The 24,877-nt window shown below is 44.6% G+C and carries 23 protein-coding genes and 1 pseudogene; 4 read left to right on the plus strand and 20 right to left on the minus strand.

Going from position 1 to position 24,877, the window contains the following annotated elements; all coding sequences use genetic code 11:
• Positions 1-70 precede the first annotated feature (70 nt).
• Positions 71-223, minus strand: a complete 153-nt coding sequence (locus RAC86_RS16505; protein WP_236827512.1) for a hypothetical protein — start codon at positions 221-223, stop codon at positions 71-73.
• A gap of 102 nt (positions 224-325) precedes the next feature.
• On the opposite strand from RAC86_RS16505, the gene RAC86_RS16510 reads away from it, so the two are divergent.
• On the plus strand, positions 326-949 hold the full coding sequence (locus RAC86_RS16510) for a hypothetical protein (RefSeq protein ID WP_072566667.1): 624 nt from the start codon (positions 326-328) through the stop codon (positions 947-949).
• Between the two features lie 31 nt (positions 950-980).
• Here the strand turns inward: RAC86_RS16510 and lrgB are convergent, their stop codons facing one another.
• The 4 genes from lrgB to lytS form a co-directional block, all read right to left on the minus strand.
• A complete protein-coding gene (gene lrgB / locus RAC86_RS16515; RefSeq protein ID WP_072566668.1) occupies positions 981-1,676 on the minus strand; it encodes an antiholin-like protein LrgB in 696 nt (231 codons plus the stop codon).
• A 20-nt stretch (positions 1,677-1,696) separates the two neighbouring features.
• Positions 1,697-2,137, minus strand: a complete 441-nt coding sequence (gene lrgA, locus RAC86_RS16520) for an antiholin-like murein hydrolase modulator LrgA (protein ID WP_014114732.1) — start codon at positions 2,135-2,137, stop codon at positions 1,697-1,699.
• 133 nt (positions 2,138-2,270) lie between these two features.
• The gene (lytT, locus tag RAC86_RS16525; protein WP_014114733.1) at positions 2,271-2,996 is read right to left on the minus strand and encodes a two-component system response regulator LytT; all 726 of its coding nucleotides are present in this window, start codon (positions 2,994-2,996) and stop codon (positions 2,271-2,273) included.
• Positions 2,974-4,755, minus strand: a complete 1,782-nt coding sequence (gene lytS, locus RAC86_RS16530) for a two-component system sensor histidine kinase LytS (protein ID WP_061186743.1) — start codon at positions 4,753-4,755, stop codon at positions 2,974-2,976. Before lytS ends, lytT begins: the two co-directional genes overlap by 23 nt.
• 166 nt (positions 4,756-4,921) lie before the next feature.
• Here lytS and RAC86_RS16535 point away from each other — a divergent pair, with 166 nt between their 5' ends.
• A complete protein-coding gene (locus RAC86_RS16535; protein WP_061186744.1) occupies positions 4,922-5,704 on the plus strand; it encodes an HAD family hydrolase in 783 nt (260 codons plus the stop codon).
• A gap of 40 nt (positions 5,705-5,744) precedes the next feature.
• On the opposite strand, the gene thrS is transcribed toward RAC86_RS16535, so the two are convergent.
• The 9 genes from thrS to RAC86_RS16580 all read right to left on the minus strand — a co-directional run bounded on the left by thrS (position 5,745) and on the right by RAC86_RS16580 (position 15,127).
• Complete coding sequence (gene thrS, locus RAC86_RS16540) at positions 5,745-7,676, minus strand: threonine--tRNA ligase (RefSeq protein WP_041521035.1); 1,932 nt, start codon at positions 7,674-7,676, stop codon at positions 5,745-5,747.
• Positions 7,677-8,071: 395 nt separating this feature from the next.
• Positions 8,072-8,917 (minus strand): putative sporulation protein YtxC, encoded by an 846-nt coding sequence (gene ytxC, locus RAC86_RS16545; RefSeq protein WP_061186745.1) that lies wholly within the window; start codon positions 8,915-8,917, stop codon positions 8,072-8,074.
• A 78-nt stretch (positions 8,918-8,995) separates the two neighbouring features.
• Positions 8,996-9,637 (minus strand): TVP38/TMEM64 family protein, encoded by a 642-nt coding sequence (locus RAC86_RS16550; RefSeq protein ID WP_014114737.1) that lies wholly within the window; start codon positions 9,635-9,637, stop codon positions 8,996-8,998.
• 33 nt (positions 9,638-9,670) lie between these two features.
• Positions 9,671-10,606: a primosomal protein DnaI gene (gene dnaI / locus RAC86_RS16555; protein WP_014114738.1), complete on the minus strand. Its 936-nt coding sequence runs from the start codon at positions 10,604-10,606 to the stop codon at positions 9,671-9,673.
• 27 nt (positions 10,607-10,633) lie between these two features.
• Positions 10,634-12,055: a replicative helicase loading/DNA remodeling protein DnaB gene (gene dnaB / locus RAC86_RS16560; protein ID WP_072566669.1), complete on the minus strand. Its 1,422-nt coding sequence runs from the start codon at positions 12,053-12,055 to the stop codon at positions 10,634-10,636.
• Between the two features lie 114 nt (positions 12,056-12,169).
• Positions 12,170-12,628, minus strand: coding sequence for a transcriptional regulator NrdR (gene nrdR, locus RAC86_RS16565; protein ID WP_003223586.1), 459 nt, complete (start codon positions 12,626-12,628; stop codon positions 12,170-12,172).
• A gap of 272 nt (positions 12,629-12,900) precedes the next feature.
• Positions 12,901-13,281 (minus strand): adenosylmethionine decarboxylase, encoded by a 381-nt coding sequence (gene speD / locus RAC86_RS16570; RefSeq protein WP_003223584.1) that lies wholly within the window; start codon positions 13,279-13,281, stop codon positions 12,901-12,903.
• Positions 13,282-13,519: 238 nt separating this feature from the next.
• Entirely contained in the window at positions 13,520-14,542 is a 1,023-nt protein-coding gene (locus RAC86_RS16575) for a glyceraldehyde-3-phosphate dehydrogenase (protein ID WP_072566670.1), read from the minus strand.
• A gap of 204 nt (positions 14,543-14,746) precedes the next feature.
• Positions 14,747-15,127: a winged helix-turn-helix transcriptional regulator gene (locus RAC86_RS16580; protein WP_061186748.1), complete on the minus strand. Its 381-nt coding sequence runs from the start codon at positions 15,125-15,127 to the stop codon at positions 14,747-14,749.
• Between the two features lie 183 nt (positions 15,128-15,310).
• Here RAC86_RS16580 and RAC86_RS16585 point away from each other — a divergent pair, with 183 nt between their 5' ends.
• Both RAC86_RS16585 and RAC86_RS16590 read left to right on the plus strand, forming a co-directional pair.
• Complete coding sequence (locus tag RAC86_RS16585; protein WP_072566671.1) at positions 15,311-16,501, plus strand: MFS transporter; 1,191 nt, start codon at positions 15,311-15,313, stop codon at positions 16,499-16,501.
• 23 nt (positions 16,502-16,524) lie between these two features.
• Positions 16,525-17,367: an aldo/keto reductase gene (locus RAC86_RS16590; protein WP_072566672.1), complete on the plus strand. Its 843-nt coding sequence runs from the start codon at positions 16,525-16,527 to the stop codon at positions 17,365-17,367.
• 16 nt (positions 17,368-17,383) lie between these two features.
• Here the strand turns inward: RAC86_RS16590 and coaE are convergent, their stop codons facing one another.
• The 6 genes and pseudogenes from coaE to phoP all read right to left on the minus strand — a co-directional run.
• Complete coding sequence (gene coaE, locus RAC86_RS16595; protein WP_061186751.1) at positions 17,384-17,998, minus strand: dephospho-CoA kinase; 615 nt, start codon at positions 17,996-17,998, stop codon at positions 17,384-17,386.
• Between the two features lie 15 nt (positions 17,999-18,013).
• A pseudogene (gene ytaF, locus RAC86_RS16600) lies at positions 18,014-18,664 on the minus strand (sporulation membrane protein YtaF); the annotation flags it as partial.
• Positions 18,665-18,812: 148 nt separating this feature from the next.
• A complete protein-coding gene (mutM, locus tag RAC86_RS16605; RefSeq protein ID WP_014114746.1) occupies positions 18,813-19,643 on the minus strand; it encodes a DNA-formamidopyrimidine glycosylase in 831 nt (276 codons plus the stop codon).
• Positions 19,644-19,665: 22 nt separating this feature from the next.
• Positions 19,666-22,308 carry a DNA polymerase I gene (gene polA, locus RAC86_RS16610; protein ID WP_072566673.1) on the minus strand — a complete coding sequence of 881 codons (2,643 nt, stop codon included), beginning with the start codon at positions 22,306-22,308 and terminating at the stop codon, positions 19,666-19,668.
• A 242-nt stretch (positions 22,309-22,550) separates the two neighbouring features.
• Positions 22,551-24,290 (minus strand): sensory box histidine kinase PhoR, encoded by a 1,740-nt coding sequence (phoR, locus tag RAC86_RS16615; protein WP_072566674.1) that lies wholly within the window; start codon positions 24,288-24,290, stop codon positions 22,551-22,553.
• On the minus strand, positions 24,283-24,877 hold a 595-nt coding region (gene phoP / locus RAC86_RS16620; protein ID WP_377885882.1), incomplete at its 5' end, for a two-component system response regulator PhoP. The genes phoR and phoP, both read right to left, overlap by 8 nt.

Raw genomic sequence — 24,877 nt, forward strand, 5'->3', positions numbered from 1 at the left:
TCCTCATCCAGAATGTAAAGTTTCTGAACGGCTTAGCCACGCATCAAGTGTTCTGTTGAATAACATCGGTTCAGCCAGCGGTGGCCGATCCCCGGATAGGCTGAAAATAGCTGATTTGCTGTTCCCACATCCAGCCGCTGACACCCCCGCCATCAATAAAGACCATGCGCCAAGGATAGTGTACCCTGATTCTGTTATATGAAGAATCAATAGTCTCCCCCATCCTTCTCCTTATTTCACAGTTTATCATGAAACCACTGACAGGAAAAAATGTAAAGTAAAGTTAATCCCTAACCGATATAGCAAGCAGAAGGGAGTCTGACACATGAACAAACTGATACAGCTTGCTTTATTTTTCACATTGATAGTAACCGGTTGCTCGAATAGCAGCACATCTTCCGAACCAAAAGCTGAAACGGTTAAGACAGCCGTAGCATTTAACCAAAAGGAACTAGAGCTGAAAAAACTAAAACCCGTTTCATTGGAAATGAAGTTTGAAAGTCCGCTCGCTGCTGAATTAGGAAAGCTGAAAGCAAAAGAAGAAGCAGAGAAACAAAGACAAATCGAGGCCGCAAAAAAACGTGAAAAAGAGCGAGAGGCGAAACGAAAGAAACAGCAGGAGGAAGAAGCGGAGAGACAGCGATTAGCGGAAGCTGAAAGACAAGCTGAGCTTGAAAGACAGAGACAGGCAGCAATCCAAAAAGAGCAGGAAGAGAATGCTGAAAAAAAGCGGCAATCGCAAGCACAACGGCAGCAGACCGAAGCACACTCATCTAATAGCCAACATGCACCACCTTCCTCGAAACAGACAGATGATACCATTCAACAGCCGGCTTCAGAGCTTCCTAATGACGATGGCTATGGTTATGAAGAACGAAAAAAATGGCATGACGATCAAGTGGAATGGGGCATTAAACAAGGATATATCGATCCCGAAGACGCACCATAAAATAGAAAAAGCCAAGGCTTTCAGCCTTGGCTTATCCTCCGATCAGCTGCACGAACACAGGAATGACAAGAACCGTTACCACTCCTACTACGACAACCGCAATACTTGCCATCGCAGCTTCGACTTCTCCCATCTCGATCCCGACGGCTACACCGAGTGCATGTCCGGACGTTCCGAGAGCCAATCCTTTAGAAATGGTATTCTTTACTTTAAACACCTTCAAGAACAATGCTCCGAGCGCATAAACAATTACAGCGTTAAAGATGACCGCAAAGGCAGTGATGTCGCTGATGCCTCCAATGTCTTTTGATAGAGGAAGCGCAATTGCCGTTGTAGCCGCCTGCGGAAGCATGCTTTTCATCACTGCCGCATCAAGGTGAATACCTTTTGCGAGCAAATAAACAATCGTGACAGAGCAGATAGAGCCGACAATAATGGAGGACATGATTTGCCACCAGTATTTTTTCAGCTTATCTCTTTGTTTGTAAAGAGGAATTGCAAAAGCGATCGTCGCCGGTTCAAGGAAAAACTTAATGATTTCTCCCCCGTTATTATAGTCCGCATAGGAAAAACCGCCAATTTTTAAAAATGCGATCCCAAGCACCATGGCAACAAACAAAGGAGTGAAAAGGAAGAAGCCTTTCGTTTTCTTAAATAAAAAGGTGCCGATGCCGAATGCAGCAAGTGATACGACAATTCCGAAATAAGGACTCATTGTGCTTTCCATCTGATGAACCTCCTGTTTCCTTAATGGTGAACGAGTTCTTTATTGTTCTGCGGACTTTGCACTGTTTTTGTTTTCATGTCCGCTGCGGATTTGCGTTTTCCGCTCAGCGAAAGAATCAGCTGAGAAAACAATCCTGTAGCCCCTAGCAAAATGATCGTTGCGAGCAGAATGACAAGAACAATTTGCAAACCGTATTGCTGCATCACACCTAGCGAATTCATAACAGATATACCTGACGGGACAAATAAAAACCCGATCAGAGAGGTTAAAGACGTTCCGAGCGTTTCTACTTGTTCCAATTTAATGACTTTCAAACATAATAGAAGAAATAATAAGACCAACCCTACAACCGATGCCGGGATAGGTATCGGGACAATAGCTGCAATCATATTCGAAACCAGCATAATGACGGCAAAAATAAATGCTTGTGTTAAAAACCCGTACACTTTTTTAGCACTCATTTTCTTCACCTCTTTCTCTTTGGTACCCTCATTATAAATAAGAATCCCCTGTTATGAAGCGCTTACAAGATAACATGCCGAATAGCGGGACTGAGTTGCAGAATCAAATGGCTGAAATGCAAAAAGCCGCCCATCAAATATGGAGCAGCTTTTTCAATTCCTTTGCATATGTCCGGCTGACCGGTATTTTTGATCCGTCTTTCATGATCAGATTGTACGTTGAATTAAACCACGGCTGAATTTCTTTAATATATTCGGTATTGACGACAAAGCTTCGATGGACGCGGATAAAGTCAGCATCAGGCAGCTTTTTCTCAATCACAACGAGCGTATCGCTGACCGAATAAGATGTATCGAAGGTTTTTACATTGACATGACCATCTTCCGTCCCAGCATAGATAATGTCCTTCGTATCTATGATTACAATTGATTCTCCGACAGATAGCGCGAGTTTATGCTGGCCGGCATGGCTGTTCTGTTCTATTTCAACGATATCCCGATTTACTTTTTTATATTTTTTCAGCGTTTGCTGAATTCTTTCCTCATCGAAAGGCTTAGTTAAATAATCAAGAGCGTCCACCTCAAACGCTTTGAGCGCATATTGGTCATACGCTGTCGCAAATACAACAGCAGGAGGATGCTTCATTTTTTTCAATCGCTTTGCGATATCAAAACCGTTTTCTCCGGATAAATCAACGTCTAAAAACAGCAAATCAGGTTTTTGATCCATCATTTGGTCAAAAGCAGATTCGATATTTTCCGCTTCATTGATTTCTATTTCCTCATTGGTCCGCTTGAGCAAGTAAGCCAGTTCATCCCTTGCCAGCATCTCATCATCAACTATTAACACCCTGAGCATGTTCTTCTCCCTCTTTCATCTGTTGCATTGGCACTCGAAAGGAAACCTCTGTCCCTTTCTGAACCTCACTCCTGATATTCAGTGCGGCTTGCTGTCCGAATAAACCGACCAGCCGCTGATTCAGGTTATAAAGCGCTGTACCGGTTCCCTCCTTAGACGGAAACGGTTTCTTTCCCAGCTCCGGCAGGATGTCCGGCGGAATTCCCCGTCCGTTATCCGTCACCTTCATATAGACGAATGTATCATCAGATAAGACACAGACCGTAACTTTACACATGTCTTGTTTTTTCGGAAACGCATGACGAAGCGCGTTTTCCACAAGCACCTGTAAAACAAACGGAGGGATTTCAATCTGTTCCAGCCTGCTGTCGATATTCAGCTCAATCTTATATTTCCCGGGAAAACGCGCCTGTTCTAATGATAAATAGGCGTGGAGGTGGTTCAGCTCCTTTGAGAGCGGAATCAGCAGCTGTCTCGCTCCTTGAAGGTTTGAACGAAAATAAACACTGAGCTGCAATAAGAGCTTACGTGTTTTTTCAACATCCGTGCGGCATAACGCAGAAATCGTATTGATCGCATTAAATAAAAAATGCGGATTCACCTGTGCTTGAAGCGCTTTGATTTCAGCATCCTTGAGAAGCTTGCTTTGCAGCTCTGCTTCCCCAAGCTCAAGCTGTGTCGAAAACAGCATGGCCAGCCCCTCAGCAAGCTCCTCCTCTACTTGGCTCAGGCCAGCCGGGTTTTTAAAATACATTTTTAAAGTGCCGATTGTATTGCCGTTTGATGTCAGCGGCAGGACAATCGCCGCATGCAAAGGACATTCAGAATGCGTGCATTCAATCTCTTCCTGGGAAATCGCCTTCATGATTTGCCCTGTTTTTATCACCTTTTTGGACAGGCCGGTGATCAAGCTTTTTGATGGGATGTGGTGATCCATTCCCGCGCCGACATGCGCAAGGATCTTCTCATTGTCAGTGAGAGACACCGCATCTGTTCCGGTCAGCTTATGGATAATAGCCGCCACACTTTTACAGGAGTTTTCGTTTAGACCTTGGCGAAAAAAAGGAAGCGTCTGGTCAGCAATTGTCAGCACTCTGTGCGTTTCAAGCGCCCTTGCCTGCTCTTCCTTGCGGATGATCGCTTGAATAATCGACAGGAAAATAAAACTGCCTGTTCCGTTGATGAGTATCATCGGAATCCCGATCATGCTGACAAGCTCCCAAGCGTCACTGAATGGCTTCGCCATCAGCAAAATAATCACCATCTGCAGTGACTCCATGCCGATTCCCACAAGAGCGGCGATACGCGGTGTCGGCATTCGGTACCGCTTCGTAAAATACCTGCCGATCAAGCCTGCAAGAACACCCGCTAAAACGGATGATACCGCACAGCTTAAGGCCGTGCTGCCGCCGAGCGAAAAACGGTGCAGGCCTGCCAGTATACCGATCCCCGCTCCTACAAACGGACCTCCGAGAAGGCCTCCGATTTCCACGCCCAAAATACGGGTATTCGCGATAGAGCCCGACGGATCTATCGCAAACACCCAGTCATTGTTTACAATCATATTTTTTTGAATTTCGATACCTGTATAATTGCTGATGATACTGAAGAGAGAAAAAATAGAGATTAAAACCACTTTTCCTTTATAGCCGTCCTGATTTTGCAAAGCTTGTCTGAAAAGCTTCGTATGGGCGAGAATGAAGCCCAATATAACGATAATCCCTACCCTCTCAAGCATCATAATCATTAAATGAATCATGCATGTCACCTGTTCTTTCCGTTTTCATTCTAGCATGTTTTCGTTTCACGGCTGACTGTTTTTTTAAAATCGTCTGAAAACATATTTCACAAGGCTTTTATCTATTGTAAAATAAAATGTGAGCCTTTTGGCAGAAAGATTTGAATCTGAAGCAGAGGAGAAGATCATGAAAGCCGTATTTTTTGATTTAGACGATACACTACTTTGGGACGAAAAAAGCGTCAGAACAACATTTGCAGAAACTTGTTTACAGGCGGAGAAAAAATATGGCCTTGACCCGCAGGCATTCGAAGCAGCTGTTCGCGAAGCGGCGAGAGAATTGTACATGTCATATGAGACGTATCCATATACAGTGATGATCGGCATTAACCCGTTTGAAGGACTGTGGTCCAATTTCTCCGAACCGATCAGTGAAGGCTTTCAGAAGCTGAACAAGATTGTGCCGGAGTACAGAAGAAACGCATGGACAAACGGACTGAAAGCGCTTGGCATCGATGATCCTGCATATGGCGAATACTTGGGAGAGTTTTTCGCGGCAGAGCGCAGAAAACGTCCTTTTGTATATGATGAAACATTTGCTGTACTCGATCAATTAAAAGGCAAATATGAATTGCTGCTTTTGACAAACGGCGATCCGAGTCTGCAAAAGGAGAAGCTCGCCGGCGTGCCTGAACTCGCACCTTATTTCAATGAAATCGTCATCTCGGGCGCTTTCGGAAAAGGGAAACCGGATGTTTCAATTTTTGAACACTGCCTTAAGCTGATGAATATTGAAAAAGACGATGCGATCATGGTCGGCGATAATTTGAATACTGATATTTTAGGCGCTTCAAGAGCCGGTATCAAAACTGTTTGGATTAATCGGACAGATAAGAAAAACGAAACCGATGTGACGCCTGATTACATCATCAGCAGCCTTCATGATTTGTTTCCTATATTAGAGAAATAAAAAAAGCATGATCTCTTCAATGAGATCATGCTTTTTTATGTTATTTTTTCGCTTCAGATACTGCCTTTTTCACAAAATCATCTAGTGAAATGGTTTCAGAGTTCTGCTCTCCGTACTTACGGACGTTTACCGCTCCGTTTTCTGCTTCTTGGTCACCGACCACAAGCATGTACGGAATTTTTTGCATTTGCGCTTCGCGAATTTTGTAGCCAATTTTTTCATCGCGGCTGTCGACTTCTACACGCAGGCCTTCACGCTGCAGGCGTTCCTGCACTTTTTTCGCGTAGTCTAAATGCACAGCCGGAGATACCGGGATGACTTGGAACTGAACCGGTGCAAGCCATGTTGGCAGCGCGCCTTTGTGTTCTTCGATTAAGAAGGCAACAAATCGTTCCATTGTTGATACGACACCTCTGTGAATAACAACCGGACGGTGCTGCTTGCCGTCTTCACCGATATAGGTTAGATCGAAACGTTCAGGCAATAAGAAGTCAAGCTGAACCGTAGACAATGTTTCTTCTTTGCCAATCGCTGTTTTCACCTGAACATCAAGTTTAGGGCCGTAGAATGCCGCTTCACCTTCTGCTTCGTAATAGTCATGGCCGATTTCGTCCATTGCCTCTTTCAGCATGGATTGTGCTTTGTTCCACATTTCATCGTCATCAAAATATTTCTCTGTATCTTCCGGATCACGGTAAGACAGACGGAATGTGTAATCACTTAAACCGAAATCTTCATATACATCCTGGATTAAACGGACTGTACGGATAAACTCATCCTTAATTTGATCCGGGCGCACAAAGATGTGTGCATCATTTAACGTCATGCCACGTACGCGTTGAAGCCCTGACAGCGCACCTGACATTTCATAGCGGTGCATCGTTCCCAGCTCCGCAATACGAATCGGAAGCTCGCGGTAGCTGTGAATGTCTTGTTTGTAAATCATCATATGGTGCGGGCAGTTCATTGGACGCAACACAAGGGTTTCATTGTCCATTTCCATCGGAGGGAACATGCCTTCTTGATAATGATCCCAGTGTCCTGATGTTTCATACAGCTCTTTGCTCCCAAGCACAGGTGTGTATACATGCTCATAGCCGAGGCTGATTTCTTTATCAACAATGTAGCGCTCGATGACGCGGCGGATTGTCGCGCCTTTTGGCAGCCAAAGCGGCAGGCCTTGTCCGACTTTTTGAGAGTTCGCAAACAGCTTTAATTCTTTGCCGAGCTTTCTGTGGTCACGCTCTTTCGCTTCTTCAAGCATGCGAAGATGCTCTTCAAGATCAGCTTTTTTGAAGAAAGCTGTGCCGTATACGCGCTGAAGCATTTGGTTGTTGCTGTCACCGCGCCAGTATGCGCCTGCAAGGCTTAACAGCTTAAACTCTTTGATTTTTCCGGTTGAAGGAACGTGCACGCCGCGGCACAGGTCAAAGAATTCGCCTTGCTCATAGATCGAAACGGTTTCTCCTTCAGGAATGGCATCCAATAGTTCAAGCTTCAGGTCGTCGCCGATTTCTGCAAAACGGGCTTTCGCTTCTTCACGGCTGACTTCTTTTCGAACGATCGGGAGGTTCGCATTGACGATTTTTTTCATTTCTTTCTCGATTTTCGGCAGATCCTCCGGTGTAATCGCTTCTTCCATTTCTACATCGTAGTAAAAACCGTTTTCGATGACCGGACCGACACCGAATTTGACATCTTTATAAATGCGTTTAATCGCTTGAGCAAGCAAGTGAGCCGTACTATGGCGCATAATTTGAAGACCTTCTTCTGAGCCTTCAGTAATGATTTCCACTGTACCGTCTTCATTGATCGGTGTTCTCAAATCGATTTCTTTTCCGTTCAGTTTTCCGGCTAATGATTTTTTCTTTAATCCCGGACTGATGGATGCCGCGATATCTTCTGTTGTTGTTCCTTTCGCAAACTCCTTGACTGCTCCATCAGGAAATGTGATTTTTACCATATCTGACATCTATGTCACTCCTTTTTTGCATATAAAAACCCCGCCCCCTATGAAAGGGACGAGGTTGAATAAACGGAATCGTGGTTCCACCCTTTTTTCCGCAAAGCCAATACTCCGGCAACTGCGGCTCTAAGCTCTGTAACGGGAGTTCCCGTCAGCCATTACTGCTCCTTTAAAGGGGTTCACAGCTGAAGTTCAAAGGCGGTAAAGTGAATGGTCCTTAGCTGGGAAGCTTGCAGCCGGGGCTTCCCTCTCTTTGAGCCGGTATCATTCCTTCGTGTCCTTATCAATACGTGTGTCTTTCTTAATCTCCTATGTATTATAAATTGTTCAATCCAAAAAATCAACACGATCGTATTTCCTTTTTTCAAACCGACAGCCTTATATATACAGGCTGCCGGCCCTTATCCTTCTGAGTGCTTTACCGGTATTTCTGCACCTGAAAAAGCGTGCAGCGGAAGCATTTCCATTCTCTCTTGAAATACGTTTTGAATGGTCCTTGCCATCATGTGCTCGGGCTGGTCGGTGTAAAGCACCACTTCATCAGGCGCAATGGAAATCAGCGGCGCGAGCAAATGAGAATCAATGTACATAGGATGATCGCGGACAAATCGCCTGTCTATGTATTTCATTTTTTCCCGTTCCGGCACATAGCGCAGTTCCCATAATGTAAATGAACCATCATGGACAATATGCACCTTTTTGATTCGCGGCTGTTTTGCTGTTACATAGTCTCTGAGTGTTTGAATAAAGTTTTGATATTCCTGTTCCATCTTATATTCATCTATCGCCGCTTCCGTAATGTCTCTAAGCTGCTTGTAGTATTGTCCGAGTCGGAAGGTCTGAAAGGAACGAATGGAAAATAAGCCTTCCTCTAAACAAATCGTTTGGAGTTCATCCAAAATTGATTGTTTCCGCGAAAGCTTTAGCGGCTCAAACGGCAGATCGTCCGCTTCTCCTTCAATAATACTGTGTGCGAGCTGAAGGATTTGCTGCTGTTCATCCTGGTCCGTGAAGCAGTATGTTCCCTCAATCAATGACAGCATATGCTCGTCTTCTTTGCATTCTAAAAAAAACTTGACCAGAATCGGCTCCATAAAATGCTGAATAGAGAAAGCCGGCTTAGCTTTTTCAATCCCGATTTTCCGTATGCCTTCACGGACAATGATATTGTTCCGATCGTCCGAATGCTGAATGAGATGTAAAAAAGCGGCTGCATCATGGTCATCTTCAAAGATTATTTCAAGCATGTTTGTCCCCCCTTACGGCATCTGTTACAAGTATATGGGGGATGTTTTTAAAATAGACGTAAAGGTCATTGGCAAATCTTAATTTGATTCTTGGAACAAGTTTTGCATTTTCTTTCTGAAGATGAACGGCAGCGAGATAAACACGATATACAAAGCGAGCACCATAAAGAAAGCGGGCAGATTGCCAGCCAAAAAGCTCGCACCCAGCACATTAAGCGCAATGGTCCCAGGGATGATTCCCGCGGCCGTCGCCGCAAAATATGGCAGCGCTTTGACATTGGAAAGACCTGCCGCATAACTGACGAAATCAAAATTGATCGGCAGGATTCTTAAAAGAAAGATATAAAAAAATCCGTTATCCTCCATCTGCTTCTGAATGGCTTCCAGCTTTTCGTAATGGCCGTTCTTTTTCGCAGCAAACAAACCCGCTGCAAAAAACGAAACAGCTGAGGCGCACATCGAACCGAATAACGTGTAAAGCGTGCCGAGAAGCGGGCCAAATGCAAGCCCGCCCGCTATAGAAATAACAGACACCGGAAATAAAACAAGAGGTCTGACGATGGATATCCCGATAAACATCAGCGGTGCAAAGACCCCGAATGACAATATCCATACCCTGATCTCTTTCGGCGATACATTCAAATACCTTTTATTTCCCCAAAAGATTAAACCTGCAACGGCCAGCACTGCCAGCCATTTAAGAGCGGTTTTTCGTTTCATACCCTCAGTTCCTTCCCCTTTGAACCGCAGCGATTACGGATGGCGGCGGTTTTCTCCGTCAAGGCGGATTGGAGCAGCCAAATATAATATCCGCTCCATTAATCTTGCCGCTTTTACTTCTTCCTTTTCTCCCCTTTGCGAATACGTAAAATGATGCTTCAGTTCGTCAGGTGAGAAATTAGAAGAAAAGAACGTCGGAAGCTGCTGGGACATTCTGTGCTGAAGCACCGTTCCGATGACTTCATCCCTTACCCAGCTCGTCATTGATTCCGCTCCGATGTCATCAAGCATCAATACAGGTGTTGTTTTGACCATATTGAGCTTCTCTTCCAATGAATGGTCTTGAAGCGAATTCTTGAGCTCTCTCACAAATTCGGGTACATATACGATCATGGAGGAATACTCTTTTTCCGCCAGTTCATTGGCAATCGCAGCGAGCATAAACGTTTTTCCCACCCCGAATTTCCCGTATAAATATAGTCCTTTCCCTTTTCCCGTCTCATTATAGCTTTTCAGAAAATCCGTAACATGCTGGAACATCGCGAGCCTGCTCGGATCACTGATATCAACCTGCTGGAATGTCGCTCCGAGAAGGTCCTGCTGGATATACATGCTTTTCATAAGAGACTTTTGTTTTTTCTGTTGGTCGAGCTTCCGTTTGACCGGACATTCATAATACTCGATATCAATAGAACGGCCATTGACAACAAGCTTCGGATGGTAGCCCTCCAACAGATTGTTGCAATCTTCATCTTCTGAACAATAGGAGCAATTCTTGCTTTGTCCGCTATATTCATAAAGCTTATTTAAGCTCTTTTCAATCATTTTTTGATCAATCATTTCTTCGTTTTCCTTCAAAAATGCCTGAACATCTTGATCCTTCATGACTTTTTCCTTCATTTGTTCAAGACGTTTTTGGAAATCCGGTCTGCCGGTTACGCCCTGCAGGGAACGGCCGATTGGTTCCATCTATTACTTCACCCCGCATCTCTGTCTTTAATAGGCAGAGTATTTTTTCAGTTTTTGCATCTCTTCCATCATCTTTTTCTTCTGTTCTTCCAAATCCTGAGGTTGCAGCTTCTGCTGTCCGGATTCTGAATCGGAGGCTGTTTCCTTTTCTTTCATCCAGTCAGGAAGTTTTTCTTCGCGAATCACTTTTGAGTTTCGTTTTGATGGCTGATTTGCTTTCCCTTCAGCCCATTCAAGGTATTGGCGGTTTTCTTCTATCGCGAGCTTCATCGCTTCTCTGACCGTTTTTACCTTTTTGCGCGCCCAATGCGACGCGATTTTTTGGATATAGTTTTTCGACAGCTTCATATCGGTTTTCAGCATGACGTAATAAATTAACACATTTGTAACGCCTGGCTCGAGCTTCTGTTCAAACATAATTTCTTCTATGATTTTCAGATCAGCTTTTGACGGCTCAGTTCCGTCGGCAATGTCCTGCAGAAGCTTCTTCGGAGAAATCGCCTCAAGCAATGCGATCAGTTTCCCGTCCAGCGAATCCCCTTCCGCCGGTTTTTCGCCTTCACGCAGATGCACCGGCTGTGTTTTTTCCACTAAGTCAGGCAGCTGTCCGTTTCTTTCGATTTGATACCAGTCACTTGCCGCTTTTCTTAAAGCCTCCGTCGTAATGACGTCACGCTCATCAATCGCGCTCATCACGACATTTTGCATCTGCAAAGGATCTATGCCGTACAGATAAGAAAGCTTTTTGATTGTGTCCCGCACCTGCTGAGTCATTGCTTTTCTCGGAATCATCGTCTCAGAAAGTCCCGCTAAAAACAAATCAAAATCAAACACATCCTCCGTTATGGTGTAGGACGGTGCCTGTCCGACAGAAGTATACTCTGTGCCCTGCGCAAGTCTCACCGTGTCCTCCATATCAGATGTGAGCTTCCATTCACTCGGCTGCAGCGATTCAAACGCATGATTAAACGGCCGCGTAATGTCCTTCGCATCTTCTGAAATGGCCGGGTGCGTGAAAAATTGTTTTAATTGCTGATATTTTGTTTTTCCGACTCTATTGTACAGAAAAACATTCAGCATTCCGTCTTCAAAAAAATCATTTGGCCTGAGCGGCGGAAGGAGTTCATATATAAAGAGGCGCTCCTGCCGCTCGGATTCCTTCATATATACTTTTAGCAATCCGATGCCTTCGAGCTTCCCCTGTTCCTGATGGATCGTTTTTAAGTTAGACTGTGTCATCCCCATCAGCTGTCTATGTGTGGACTCTCCGCCCCACAGACGGTTTTGTTCAAGCTCTCCCCACAATGTCATATAAAGAGAGAATGCAACAGGGCCGATTAAGGGCTGATACAGTTGTGTAATAATTTGTCTGTCTATATCCTGCAGCATCGATCTGCTTTTGACCACATACGGATCTACAGGCAGTACATCTTTCCAATAGTCAGCCATACATTCTCAAACCTTCCGAATTTGTTTCTACCTTTCATTTTACACCGTTTCTCATATCTATCAAATGCCAATTTTGCACATGAGAAAAGAGCTAGAAGAATCCTCTTAGCTCTTTTAACGCTCTTTCTTTATTAAGTCTTTTAATTCGTCGATAAAGACGTTTATATCTTTAAACTGCCGATAGACTGACGCGAACCGTACATATGCGACTTCATCAATCTTAGCCAGCCGGTCCATCACCATTTCTCCGACGAGCTCGCTTTTCACCTCAGAGCAGCCTTGATTGCGAAGTTCTTTTTCAATATCAAAGCACATGTCTTCAAGCGTTTTGAGTGAAACAGGTCTTTTTTCACATGCTTTTATGAGACCGCGCAGCATTTTTTCTCTGCTGAATTCCTCACGCACACCTTCTTTTTTCACGACGATGAGCGGGGTTTCCTCCACTTTCTCAAAGGTCGTAAACCGGTAGTGGCAGGATTCACACTCGCGTCTTCGGCGAATCGATTTTCCGTCATCCACAGGCCGTGAATCGAGGACTCTCGTTCCGTTATGCTGGCATGAAGGACATTTCAATAAAATCAGCTCCCAACTATTTCGTTCCCTGCAATGTATTTTCGGCAGCCTCCGCCTTTTAAAATAGATGTGAAAGCATCTGTCGGGAGAGCCGTTGTGTAAAGCTGTGTCTACAGCATCTGGTGGTTTGTGAAAATCTCTTTCTTATTTTACAAAAAAAACGAAAAAAGAAAAAGCTGGACCACCCTTGTTTCTTTATAAAAATAAAAGGAGCATAAGCTAAAAAGCGCATAATGGCTTTCTAGCTTCAGCTCCCTTTGTGTTCGTGTTTACTATAGTACTTTCGCTTGCGCCTGTTTAATTTGCACAGGCCCCATTCCTCTTGGTATTTCAATGTTTTCTCTTGTATCAGCATGTAATGCCTCTGCGATGTAATCAGCAGCGACATTAGGATCTAAGTCTCCACAAGTATAAACATCAATGCTCGCATATCCGTGCTCAGGAAAACTGTGAATTGTTAAGTGTGATTCAGAAATAATCACAACTCCGCTTACGCCTTGCGGTGCAAATTTGTGAAATGCAACCTCGCGCACCTCAGCACCTGATTTTAGAGCAGCATTTACAAACGTTTTTTCAATAAAATCCATGTCATTCAGCTTATCAAAATCGCATCCCCATAGCTCGGAGATAACGTGACGCCCCATTGTTTCCATAGTCATGGACCCCCCTTAACAAGAATTAAAAAGTGAAATTCCAACAACTGGGTCGGCCATTTACCACGGGGGAAAGTTAGTCCGGAGAGGTCCTAACCCTTTAAGTAATTCCGAAACAGTCTCAAGCAAGAAGTTCACGAAAAATAGTATACTGTGTTTAAGTCTAATTTGCAAGGTGCGTTTTTTCAGAAATATGCTGTTAAGGGTTTTTTCTTCAAAATGCGTCCATGACCTTATTTTATACAGCAGACGGATGTTTCATTCGTGCCGCTACATGGCGGATCAGATCAACGACTCTGCATGAGTAGCCCCATTCGTTGTCATACCATGCGAGCACCTTTACTTTTCTGTCTTCCATTACCATTGTCGTAAGCCCGTCAATGACCGCTGAATGCGGATTTGTATTATAGTCAGTCGAAACGAGCGGTTCATCTGAATAATCAAGAACGCCGTACATCGAAGTTTTGGCAGCCCGTTTAAATGCCTCGTTTACCTCTTCAGCCGTTACATCAGTTTTCAGATCGACAACGAGATCAACCAGTGAGACGTTTGGAACAGGGACGCGCAAGGCAAGGCCGTGAAGCTTTCCTTTCAGATGCGGCAGCACGAGCGAAAGCGCCTTTGCCGCTCCTGTTGTCGTCGGAATGATGGATTCACCGCATGCACGCGCCCGGCGCAAATCTTTATGCGGATTATCAATATTTTTCTGGTCATTCGTATATGCGTGAACTGTAGTCATCAGCCCGCTCTCAATGCCAAATTCTTCATCCAGCACTTTTACAACAGGCGCAAGGCAATTTGTCGTGCATGACGCATTTGAAATAATGACATGGCGGTCGGCGTCGAATTGGTCCTCATTTACTCCCATCACAATGGTAACGTCTTCATTTTTTCCCGGAGCAGTCAGAATGACTTTTTTGGCCCCCGCTTCTATATGACCCATCGCTTTATCTTTTGAATTAAACTTCCCTGTCGCTTCGACGACAATGTCAATATCATATTCCCGCCAAGGCAGCTGTTTTGGATCACGGCTGTTTAACAAAAGCACTTTCTTTCCATTCACGATCAGGCTGTCTTCACCAGCCACAACCTCTTTGTCGTACCTGCCGTGATTTGTGTCATACTTTATTAAATGAGCCAGCGTTTCTGCGGAATAGCTGGCGTTAATGGCCACTACTTGAATTTGATCGTCTAACATTGCTTTTCTAAAAACCATTCTCCCGATTCTTCCAAACCCGTTGATCGCTACTTTTACCTTCATGTTGGACACCCCTTATCAATTATGCCATTCTAATTTGTTGTGATCTGTAATTAGTATAACACATTAAAGTGAATTCGCCAGTACATATTGATAAAAATCAACGATTACAACGCTAATTTATGATGCATTATATATTTTCTTGCACACAAATTAGGCGTAAGAACCAAAAAGCAGCCAGCGTTCCGCACTGACTGCTCTCATTTTTTATGATTCCTGTTTTAACTTATCATTGAGCACACTTTCTTCTAACACTGAAAATGTATCTCCGTACACTTTGTTAATATGATTCGCTCCCCAAGCACACAGCATGTCTAAAATCCCTTCTAAGCTGCGGCCGTATTCGCTAAGCTCGTATTCCACTTTGGGAGGAACCTGATTGTACACGATCCGGTTAATGACACCGTCCGCTTCCAGCTCGCGCAGTTGCTGGGTCAGCATTTTTTGCGTGATGTTAGGCATCAGGCGCTTTAATTCACTCGTGCGTTTTTTTCCGTGCGTCAGGTGGCATAAAATGACGCATTTCCATTTCCCGCCGATCACTTCAAGAGTCGCTTCAACTGAAATGTTATATTTTTTCTGCTCCATGCGGTTCACTCTCCTTACAGGCACTAAAAAGTGACTATAGCACTTAAAAGTACGTACTTTTCTTTTTTGACGATATCTTTCATAATCACATTTGCCGGCTGATTTGAATCTGCTCTTTTTTATTTATATAGCTTACTCGGCAGAATTTCAATCATACAACACATCATACAAAGGAGGAACATGATGACTTCAGCCAATAAAAGCAGCATTCCTGCACTCCTGGCTTTGGCCGTAAGTGCATTCGCCATAGGAACAACCGAATTTATCAGCGTCGGCCTTTTGCCGCTCATTTCTGATGACCTGCACATCCCTGTCACAACAGCGGGATTGACCGTTTCCCTTTATGCGCTTGGCGTTACATTCGGTGCACCTATATTAACTTCATTGACCTCAAGCATGTCACGTAAGACGCTATTGCTTTGGATCATGTTGATTTTTATTGCCGGGAATACGATGGCCGCTACCGCTTCAAGCATCGGGATTTTATTAGCAGCACGTGTGATATCAGCTTTTTCGCACGGTGTGTTTATGTCGATCGGTTCGACAATCGCAGCGGATATCGTCCCTGAGGATAAAAGGGCTAGCGCGATTTCGATAATGTTTACAGGGCTCACTGTGGCAACTGTAACCGGAGTTCCTTTCGGCACGTTTATCGGCCAGCAGCTCGGCTGGCGTTTTGCCTTTATGGTCATTATCGTCGTCGGAATCATTGCTTTCATTACAAATGGCATTCTTGTCCCGTCCAAATTACGAAAAGGGACGAAAACAACGATAAGGGATCAATTGAAGCTTGTGACAAACGGCCGGTTATTGCTTCTATTTGTCATTACAGCTCTTGGATACGGAGGAACATTCGTTGTATTCACGTACCTGTCTCCCCTGCTTCAGGAAGTAACAGGCTTCAATGCCGGAACTGTGGCAGTGATCCTGCTCGTATACGGAATTGCCATTGCAATCGGCAATATGATTGGCGGAAAGCTGTCAAACCGAAATCCGATTGCCGCTTTATTCTATATGTTTATCGTACAGGCACTCGTTCTATTCACGCTGACATTTACGGCTCCATATCAAACAGCAGGCCTTATCACCATTCTCTGTATGGGATTGCTGGCCTTTATGAATGTGCCCGGCCTTCAGGTGTATGTCGTCATGCTGGCTGAGCGTTTTGTCCCGAGTGCAGTTGATGTCGCATCCGCAATGAATATCGCTGCCTTTAATGCAGGGATTGCGCTTGGCTCATATCTTGGAGGTGTGATCACCGATTCAATCGGACTGATTCATACCGCTTGGATAGGCGGATTAATGGTAGTCGGTGCAGTTATCTTAACAGGCTGGAGCCGCTTGATGGAAAAACGGGATCAACAAGAAGCCTGACAATTTTAAAGGAGGAAATCAATATGACAACACATTTACAAGCAGCAGCAACACTTCATAACGGAGTAAAAATGCCATGGTTCGGCCTAGGCGTATTCCAAGTGGAAGAAGGATCTGAACTGGTAAACGCAGTTAGAGCCGCCATTGTTCACGGATACCGCAGTATTGATACTGCCGCTATCTACGGAAATGAAGCTGGAGTCGGAGAAGGGCTTCGGCAAGGCATTGAAGAAACAGGCATCTCAAGAGAGGATCTGTTTATTACATCAAAAGTGTGGAATGCAGATTTAGGCTACGAGGAAACACTTGCCGCATTTGAAGCAAGCGTGTCAAAACTCGGTTTGGATTATTTAGATCTATATCTTATCCACTGGCCTGTAGAAGGAAAATATAAAGAAGCCTGGAGAGCGCTTGAAACTCTGTATAAAGAAGGCCGTGTCAAAGCGATCGGCGTGAGCAACTTCCAAATCCATCATCTTGAAGACCTGATGACGGCTGCTGAAATAAAGCCTATGATCAACCAAGTGGAATTTCACCCGTGTCTTACACAAAAAGAGCTGATGGCATACTGCAAAAAACAAGGCATCCAGATGGAAGCTTGGTCACCTTTAATGCAGGGACAGCTGCTGGATCACCCTGTACTGGCAGACATCGCTCAAACATATAACAAATCAGCAGCACAAATTATTTTGCGCTGGGATCTGCAGCATGGCATCATTACGATTCCTAAATCAACGAAGGAACACCGCATTAAAGAAAATGCCAATGTGTTTGACTTTGAGTTAGCACAGGATGACATGAACCGAATCGATGCGCTGAATGAAAACCTGCGCGTCGGTCCTGATCCGGACAACTTTGATTTTTAATGACAAAAACACCGTTCTAACGAACGGTGTTTTTGTATTCTGCCCAGCTAGTAATGATTTCATCAAGCTGCTGTTTGGTCTCTGCAAGCGTGCCGCTGTTATCGATGACTTGATCTGCTCTTGCTGTTTTTTCCTCTAAGGGCATTTGGGCACGGATACGGCTGACCGCCTCTTCTTCCGTCAGCTGATTGCGCTTCATCAGACGTTCCAGCTGAAGCTCTTTGGTCACACTGACCACAATAATTTTATCAACTAAAGATTCCAATTTGCTTTCAAACAATAGCGGGATATCTAATACAACAAATGCCTCGCGATTTGCTATGGCTTCATCACGGTGATTGAGCATTTCCTGCCTGACTGCGGGATGAACAATTGCATTTAAAGCAAGACGCTTTTGTTCATTTGTAAATACCAGTGCCCCAAGCTTTTTTCGATCTATATCACCGTTTGGGAGCAGGATGTCTTCACCGAATTCGTCAATGATTTGCCGGTAGGCCGGCATCCCTTTTTCTACCGCTTGTTTGGCAATGATATCTGCATCTATAACTGTTATTCCTTTTTCAATCAGCATATTGGCTACCGTACTTTTGCCGCTAGCTATTCCTCCCGTTAAACCAATGACTAAGGTCAAGAGATCCACTCCTTTTTACAATTTCCAGAGCCCAATCGTGATCAGCAGAAGCCCCGGCAAAAACGCCATCTTATCAATCCATTTCCACTTAGACAGAAAATGGCCGGCATTGATTCCGATTGATACAAACAGCGAGCTCATGATTGCCACGGCGATGCTCATCACAATCGGTGAAAAACCGAGAATGGCTGCGCCAATACCTGCTCCGAAGGCATCAATCGATAAGGCAAATCCCAACAAGACCGCCTCAATTCCATTGATCACACCCGATTTGTCGATATCCGCACTCATAGGTTTTCTCAAAATATGAATCACAATCCCTAATGACCGAACCTCTAAATTAAGCAGCGTTTTTTCATGCAATAAGTATTCTTTGTCTTTTGCCGGTTTGAAAAATTGATACAGAACCCACGCACCGATTCCGACCAATACCAAACCGCCAAGCTTCTCCGTTACATATACAGGAAAAAACTTTGTAAGAAAGCTTCCGATCAGCATGGATATAAACATGACAGCACCGGAACAGCAGGCGATAATTAAAATCGCTTTAAACGGTATTTTCATTTTTCTCAATCCGTACGTAAATCCGACTGAAAAACTGTCCAAGCTGACAGCCAACGCCAGCAGCAGTATAGAAACCATTTGCATATCCGTTTCTTCCTTTCTGTTGGTGCTCTTGTATCAGATGTGAAATGCCCGGGATTCATCACAATCATATATATGGTAAAGTGAAAAATCCGTGTTTCGAAAATGGCATCCTCTATTACAGAGTTACTGATATATGCACCGACAGCTTGGACGATGAAGCATTATGCTACTTTTTTTTCTGGCACTTCGCGCAAAAATGCGTGCCCCTGCCTCCGACGACAATTTTTGAAATCATCGTTCCGCAATTTTTGCACGGCTCGTCTTTTTTTCCGTACACAAAATGCTGCAGCTGGAACATTCCAATTTCCCCTTGGGAGTTGATATACGAGCGGACTGTGCTGCCGCCCGCGTCAATCGCCTCCTGCAGGGTGTTTTTGATTTCAGCATGAAGTGTTTTGATTGTTTTGTCTGATAATTGATTTGCTTTCGTCTCAGGATGGACACCCGCTCTGAAAAGAGCCTCGTCCACATAAATGTTCCCGAGTCCCACAACTGTTTTCTGATCCAGTAGGGCGGTTTTGACAGCACGGTTTGTTTTGGCAAGCCGTTCTTTTAAATATGCACTCGTAAATTCTTCTGCATCCGGTTCCGGCCCTAATTGAGAAAGAGGGAGCTCGCCCGCTTCCTCTCCCGGTTTAAATAAGTGCATGGTCCCAAACTTCCGCACATCCCTGTAGCGAAGCTGTGTTTCGTCTGTCATCGTGAATATGACATGCACGTGTTTATCGTCTGGCTCCTCCGCTTGATGAAGCCCGTATTTCCCTTCCATTCGAAGGTGGGAAACCATGACATAATGATCTAAATGAAACAGCAAAAACTTTCCCCGTCTTCCGATAGACTGTATCGTTTCTCCTGCTAGATTTCGCGCAAATTCCTCCGGTTCGGCAGGCCGTTTGATGATATTCGGCCATCTGATCTCTACCGATTTGATTGTTTTTCCCTTTACAAGCCCGGTCAGAGTGCGCCGGACCGTTTCAACCTCTGGTAATTCCGGCACATCCATCACTTCCTATCTCTGTTTATTTCGCATCGTACCAAGATGGGCCTGATGCAAAGTCCACCTTTAACGGCACATCTAATGCAAGCGCATGTTCCATCACTTCAGGAACAAGCTTTTCAAGAATTTCAATTTCTTCTTGCGGCGCTTCAAAAATCAATTCATCGTGTACTTGAAGCAGCAGTCTTGCTTTCAGCTGTTTTTCTTTCAGCTTGGCAGCCATATCAATCATGGCTTTTTTTATAATATCAGCTGCGCTTCCTTGAATCGGCGTATTCATTGCCGTACGCTCCGCAAAACTGCGGATATTAAAGTTTCGGCTCGTCAACTCAGGAATGTAACGGCGGCGATGCATAAGCGTTGTCACGTATCCTTTTTGCTTCGCGTCCTGAACTGAATCTTCCATGTACGCTTTTACGCCTTGGAAGCTTTCCAAATAGCGTTCGATGAATGCTCCGGCTTCCTTCCGGGTAATGCCGAGGTTCTGTGACAGCCCGTAATCGCTGATGCCGTATACGATGCCAAAGTTGACCGCTTTCGCCTGGCGTCTCATCGCAGAAGTCACTTCATCCTCGGCAACATGGAACACATCCATTGCCGTTTTCGTATGAATATCCATATCATTTGTAAAAGCTTCGATAAGATTTTGATCCTTTGAAATATGGGCAAGCACCCGCAGCTCGATTTGTGAGTAATCGGCTGCAAAAATAAGCCAGTCTTTTTCAGATGGAACAAAAGCTTGGCGGATTTTACGCCCTTCTTCAAGCCTGATCGGAATGTTTTGCAGATTCGGATCAGTCGAGCTGAGACGGCCTGTTTGCGTTAAAGCCTGGTTAAAGCGCGTGTGCACCTTATGCGAATCCGGTCTCGTCACCTTTAAAAGCCCTTCGATATATGTCGATTGAAGCTTGCCAATTTGTCTGTACTGCAAAATATAGTCGACAATCTCATGCTTGTCAGCCAGCTTTTCAAGCACATCAGCAGACGTTGAATAGCCTGTTTTTGTTTTTTTCACGACAGGCAGGCCGATCTTTTCAAACAAGATGACGCCGAGCTGTTTCGGAGAATTGATATTAAACGGCTCTCCCGCAATCTCATGGATTTTTTCTTCATATTCCTTCAGCTTCGCACCCAGTTCTTCACCCATTCGTTTTAAACGATCAACATCGACCTTGACGCCAGTTGATTCCATTTCGCCGAGAATAAGCGCAAGCGGCATTTCGAGCTCTTCAAACAGCTCAAGCTGATCGTTGTTTTCCAGCTCCTGAACAAGCTTTTCCCGCAGGCTTTGAATGGCTAACGCTTTTCGGACAAGGTGCTCAGACAGTACATCTTCTGAAGGTACCGCCCGTTTTGCTCCTTTGCCATAAACTGATTCGTCGCTTGATACGATATGCAGGCCGTAATCCTTGGCCACACTCGCAACGTCATCATATGAATTGCCCGGATTGATGATATAAGCGGCAAGAAGCGTATCAAACTCCGCCCCCTTCAGCTCAATGCCCTGCCAGCGCAAAGCGACAACAGCCCGCTTGCTATCGAAAAGCCATTTCTTCTGCTCGTCATTTTCCGCCCATTCTTTAAACACCTTAGACTCCACGGCAATGTCTTTCGGAATAAAATAAGATCCCGTTTCATTTACGATCGAAAATCCGAGAAGCGGCTCTTCATGATAATTGTCGCCAATCTGTTCAACGACAAATGCGGATGGAGAAACCAATATGCCGCTTGTTACGTCTGTGACGGTTTCGACCTTAATTTCCTCTAATGCCTGATCCTGCTCTGCTTCTTCACTGTCTTCCCCAAGACGTTCAAGAAGCGTGTTGAATCCAAGATCTTTAAAGATGGCAATCACCTGTTCACGATTAAAGCCTTGATATTCCAGGCCGGAAACGGATACCTCAATCGGCGCATCCGTCATGATCGTCGCAAGCTCCTTGCTCATCAATGCCTGATCCTTAAATTCCTCAAGCTTTTCCTTCAGTTTCTTTCCGCTCACCTCGTCAATGGACTCCAGCAGCTTTTCCACGGAATCGAACTGTTTTAAGAGCTTAATCGCTGTCTTTTCTCCGACGCCGGGCACACCTGGAATATTATCCGAGGAATCGCCCATCAGACCCTTCATGTCAATGATTTGTTCAGGCGTAAGCCCGTATTTCTCTTTGACGTGCTCCGGTGTGTAAAATTCAACATCGGTAATTCCTTTTCTCGTAATGGCAACTGTTGTTTTGTCTGTTGCCAGCTGAGTTAAATCCTTATCTCCTGAGAAAATCTTTACTTCAAATCCGTCTTTTTCAGCCGATTTGGCCAGTGTGCCGATAATATCGTCGGCTTCGTATTGTTCCAGTTCGTAGCGGCTGATCTGATAGGCATCCAGGAGCTCGCGGATAAATGGCATTTGTTCGGAAAGCTCAGGCGGGGTTTTCTGTCTGCCGCCTTTATATTCTTTAAATGTGCCGTGACGAAATGTTGTTTTCCCGGCATCAAATGCAACCAGCATGTGCGTCGGTTTTTCATCCTCAAGCATCTTCATTAAAATCATTGCAAAGCCGTATACGGCATTCGTATGAATACCTTTATCATTGCTTAACAGCGGCAATGCAAAAAACGCCCGGTAAGCCAGACTGTTTCCGTCTACAAGCACTAATTTTTTTCGTTCCGTCATTCAATATCCTCCTAAGAAGCCTCAGGCTTCCATTCATCTCTTACATAGTCATTAGCTCCTCTTATTTTAACAAAGTTCAATTTGAAAGGAAAATACGTGAACTGAGGAGAAGACACAAAAAAGGACGGGAACACAAAATGGTTCCCGCCGTCAAAATTGGCTCCTTGGATGAAGGGGTTCTACTACATCCTACCAGCATAGGTTTAACAGTGCATGAAGATATTGTTAAACCTTTGTAAACATTAGGCGGACTTTTCAGCGGCCCGTTTCAGCGTCACTGTAAAGACCGTTCCCCGTCCAGGCTCGCTTTTGACATCGATTTTCCCTTCATGAGCCTCTATTAAATGCTTTACGATTGCAAGGCCCAGGCCGGTGCCGCCCGAATTCCTGCTTCTGTCTTTATCTACGCGGTAAAAACGTTCAAAGATGCGAGGAATTTCTTCTTTCTGAATGCCGATTCCGGAATCGGCAACTTCAATCTGAATGTCTTTTTCTCTGGGCGTTACATTGATAGCTACAGAGCCCCCTTCAGGCGTGTAGGTTAACGCATTGTTTACGAGATTAAGAAATACCTGTTTCAGCCTGTACGGGTCGCCTGATACGTATAGCGGATCTTTCGGGACATTCAGTTGTAAGGAGATACCTTTCTCATCCGCCTTATGCTTAAGAAGCGTTTCAATCTCACCAAGCATTTTGGCTGGTTCAAACGTTTCAATGCTGAGCGTAAAATTTTGCTGCTCGATTTTTGAGAGATCGAGAAGATCCTGAACCAAAGACTGAAGCCTTTCGCTTTCCTTTAGAATAATAGAGAGAAATTCAGAAAGCGCTTCTTTGTCCTCCATCGCCCCGTCCAATAACGTCTCCGTAAACCCTTTAATGGACGTAATCGGCGTTTTCAGCTCATGAGAAACATTCGCCACAAAATCCTTTCTCATCTGCTCTAATTTCTTCGTCTCCGTCATGTCATGGAAAACGAGCACAATTCCTTTCCATTCATCGTCCGGCCCCATAATCGGTACGCCGTCCACTTCAAAATAACGCCGTTCAATTTTGATCGGAAGCCTTAACAGTTTGCATTTCTTTGTCTCCGTCATAAAAATGTCTTCGACAAGCTGGATCACTTCTTCATGTTCAAATGCATCATGATAAAGACGGCGCAGCATCTGATTCGGATTGATATGAAACTGCTTGGCGTAAGACCTGTTCACGAGATTGATAAAGCCTCTTCCATCAATCATAATCAGCCCAGAGCCGATATTTTCAATGACTGTCAGCAGCCGGTCCCGCTGCATTTCCTGCGTTCTCGTCATTTCCATCAGATCAACAGCAAGACTGTTCATCGCACGGCCGAGCTTATCAGAGCGCCTGATATAGCCGCCGTATGTCCTGGCATCGTAGTTCCCCTTGGACAGTTCTGTCGCTACGTTTGTCGCTGCTTCAATCGACCTTTTATAGCGTGAGGTCATACTGGAATAAAAATAAACAATGACGATAAAAGCGGTACAAAGACTGGCCGTCAGCATCCCCCACATTTCGCCTTTCAAGCCGTAGCTTTTTTTAGAGGCAGAAAGCAGCACATATCCTGTTTTTTCACCTTCGCTTCTAAGCGAGAGTCCGTAATAAAGCTTGTTATCCGCTGTTGAAAGAACACCCTCGTGGCCAGAAACAAGCGCCCGCACCTTTTGAGAATCTGCTGCTCTCCCGTTTGACCCGTACAGCACCTTGCCGTCTGTATCGATAACGGATGCGCTCACATCAAGCGCGCCGCCTGCATCTTTAATGATTTTCTCATTTGCTTGATCATTCAGATTGCCGGCATCAAGAAGCGAAGCCATGTATTTGGCTTCTTTTTCAATGTGTTCCTCTGCTTTCCTTTGATCAGATGTTTCAAAGAGCTGCTGCAAAAACAGCCCGAGGACACTAAACACCAGAATCATACAGACAACGAGTACAGAAAAAAGGCGCACACGGTATTTATTCATTCATTTTTGGCTCCTCCAGTTTATACCCCAATCCCCTAATCGTTTTAATATAGATCGGTTTTTTCGTATTGTTTTCAATTTTGTCGCGGAGATGGCTGATATGTACATCAACAATTCTCGTATCTCCGGCAAAATCATAATTCCAGACAGCGCTCAACAAAAGATCTCTCGTCAGCACTCTGCCTTTATGTCTGCCCAAATACAGCAGCAGTTCGAATTCTTTCGGTGTCAGCTCAAGCTGATTTTCTTTAAAGTACGCTTCATAATGATCAGGCAGGATTTTCAGATCGCCAATTACGATCTGACCTTCAATTTCATCGTTTTTCATTTCACTAGAGGGCGCAGCCATTTCCGAACGCCTTAAAATCGCTTTGACTCTTGCATTTACTTCCCTTGGACTGAACGGCTTGGTCATATAATCATCAGCACCGAGCTCAAGCCCTAATACTTTGTCGAATTCCTCATCCTTCGCTGTCAGCATTAAAATCGGAAACATCAGTTTTTGCTGTCTCAGCTGCTTGCATACTTCGATTCCGTCCAGTTTTGGAAGCATCACATCAAGCACAATCAAATCAGGCTTCTCTGTC

This window comes from Bacillus sp. LR_5 (assembly GCF_042709275.1).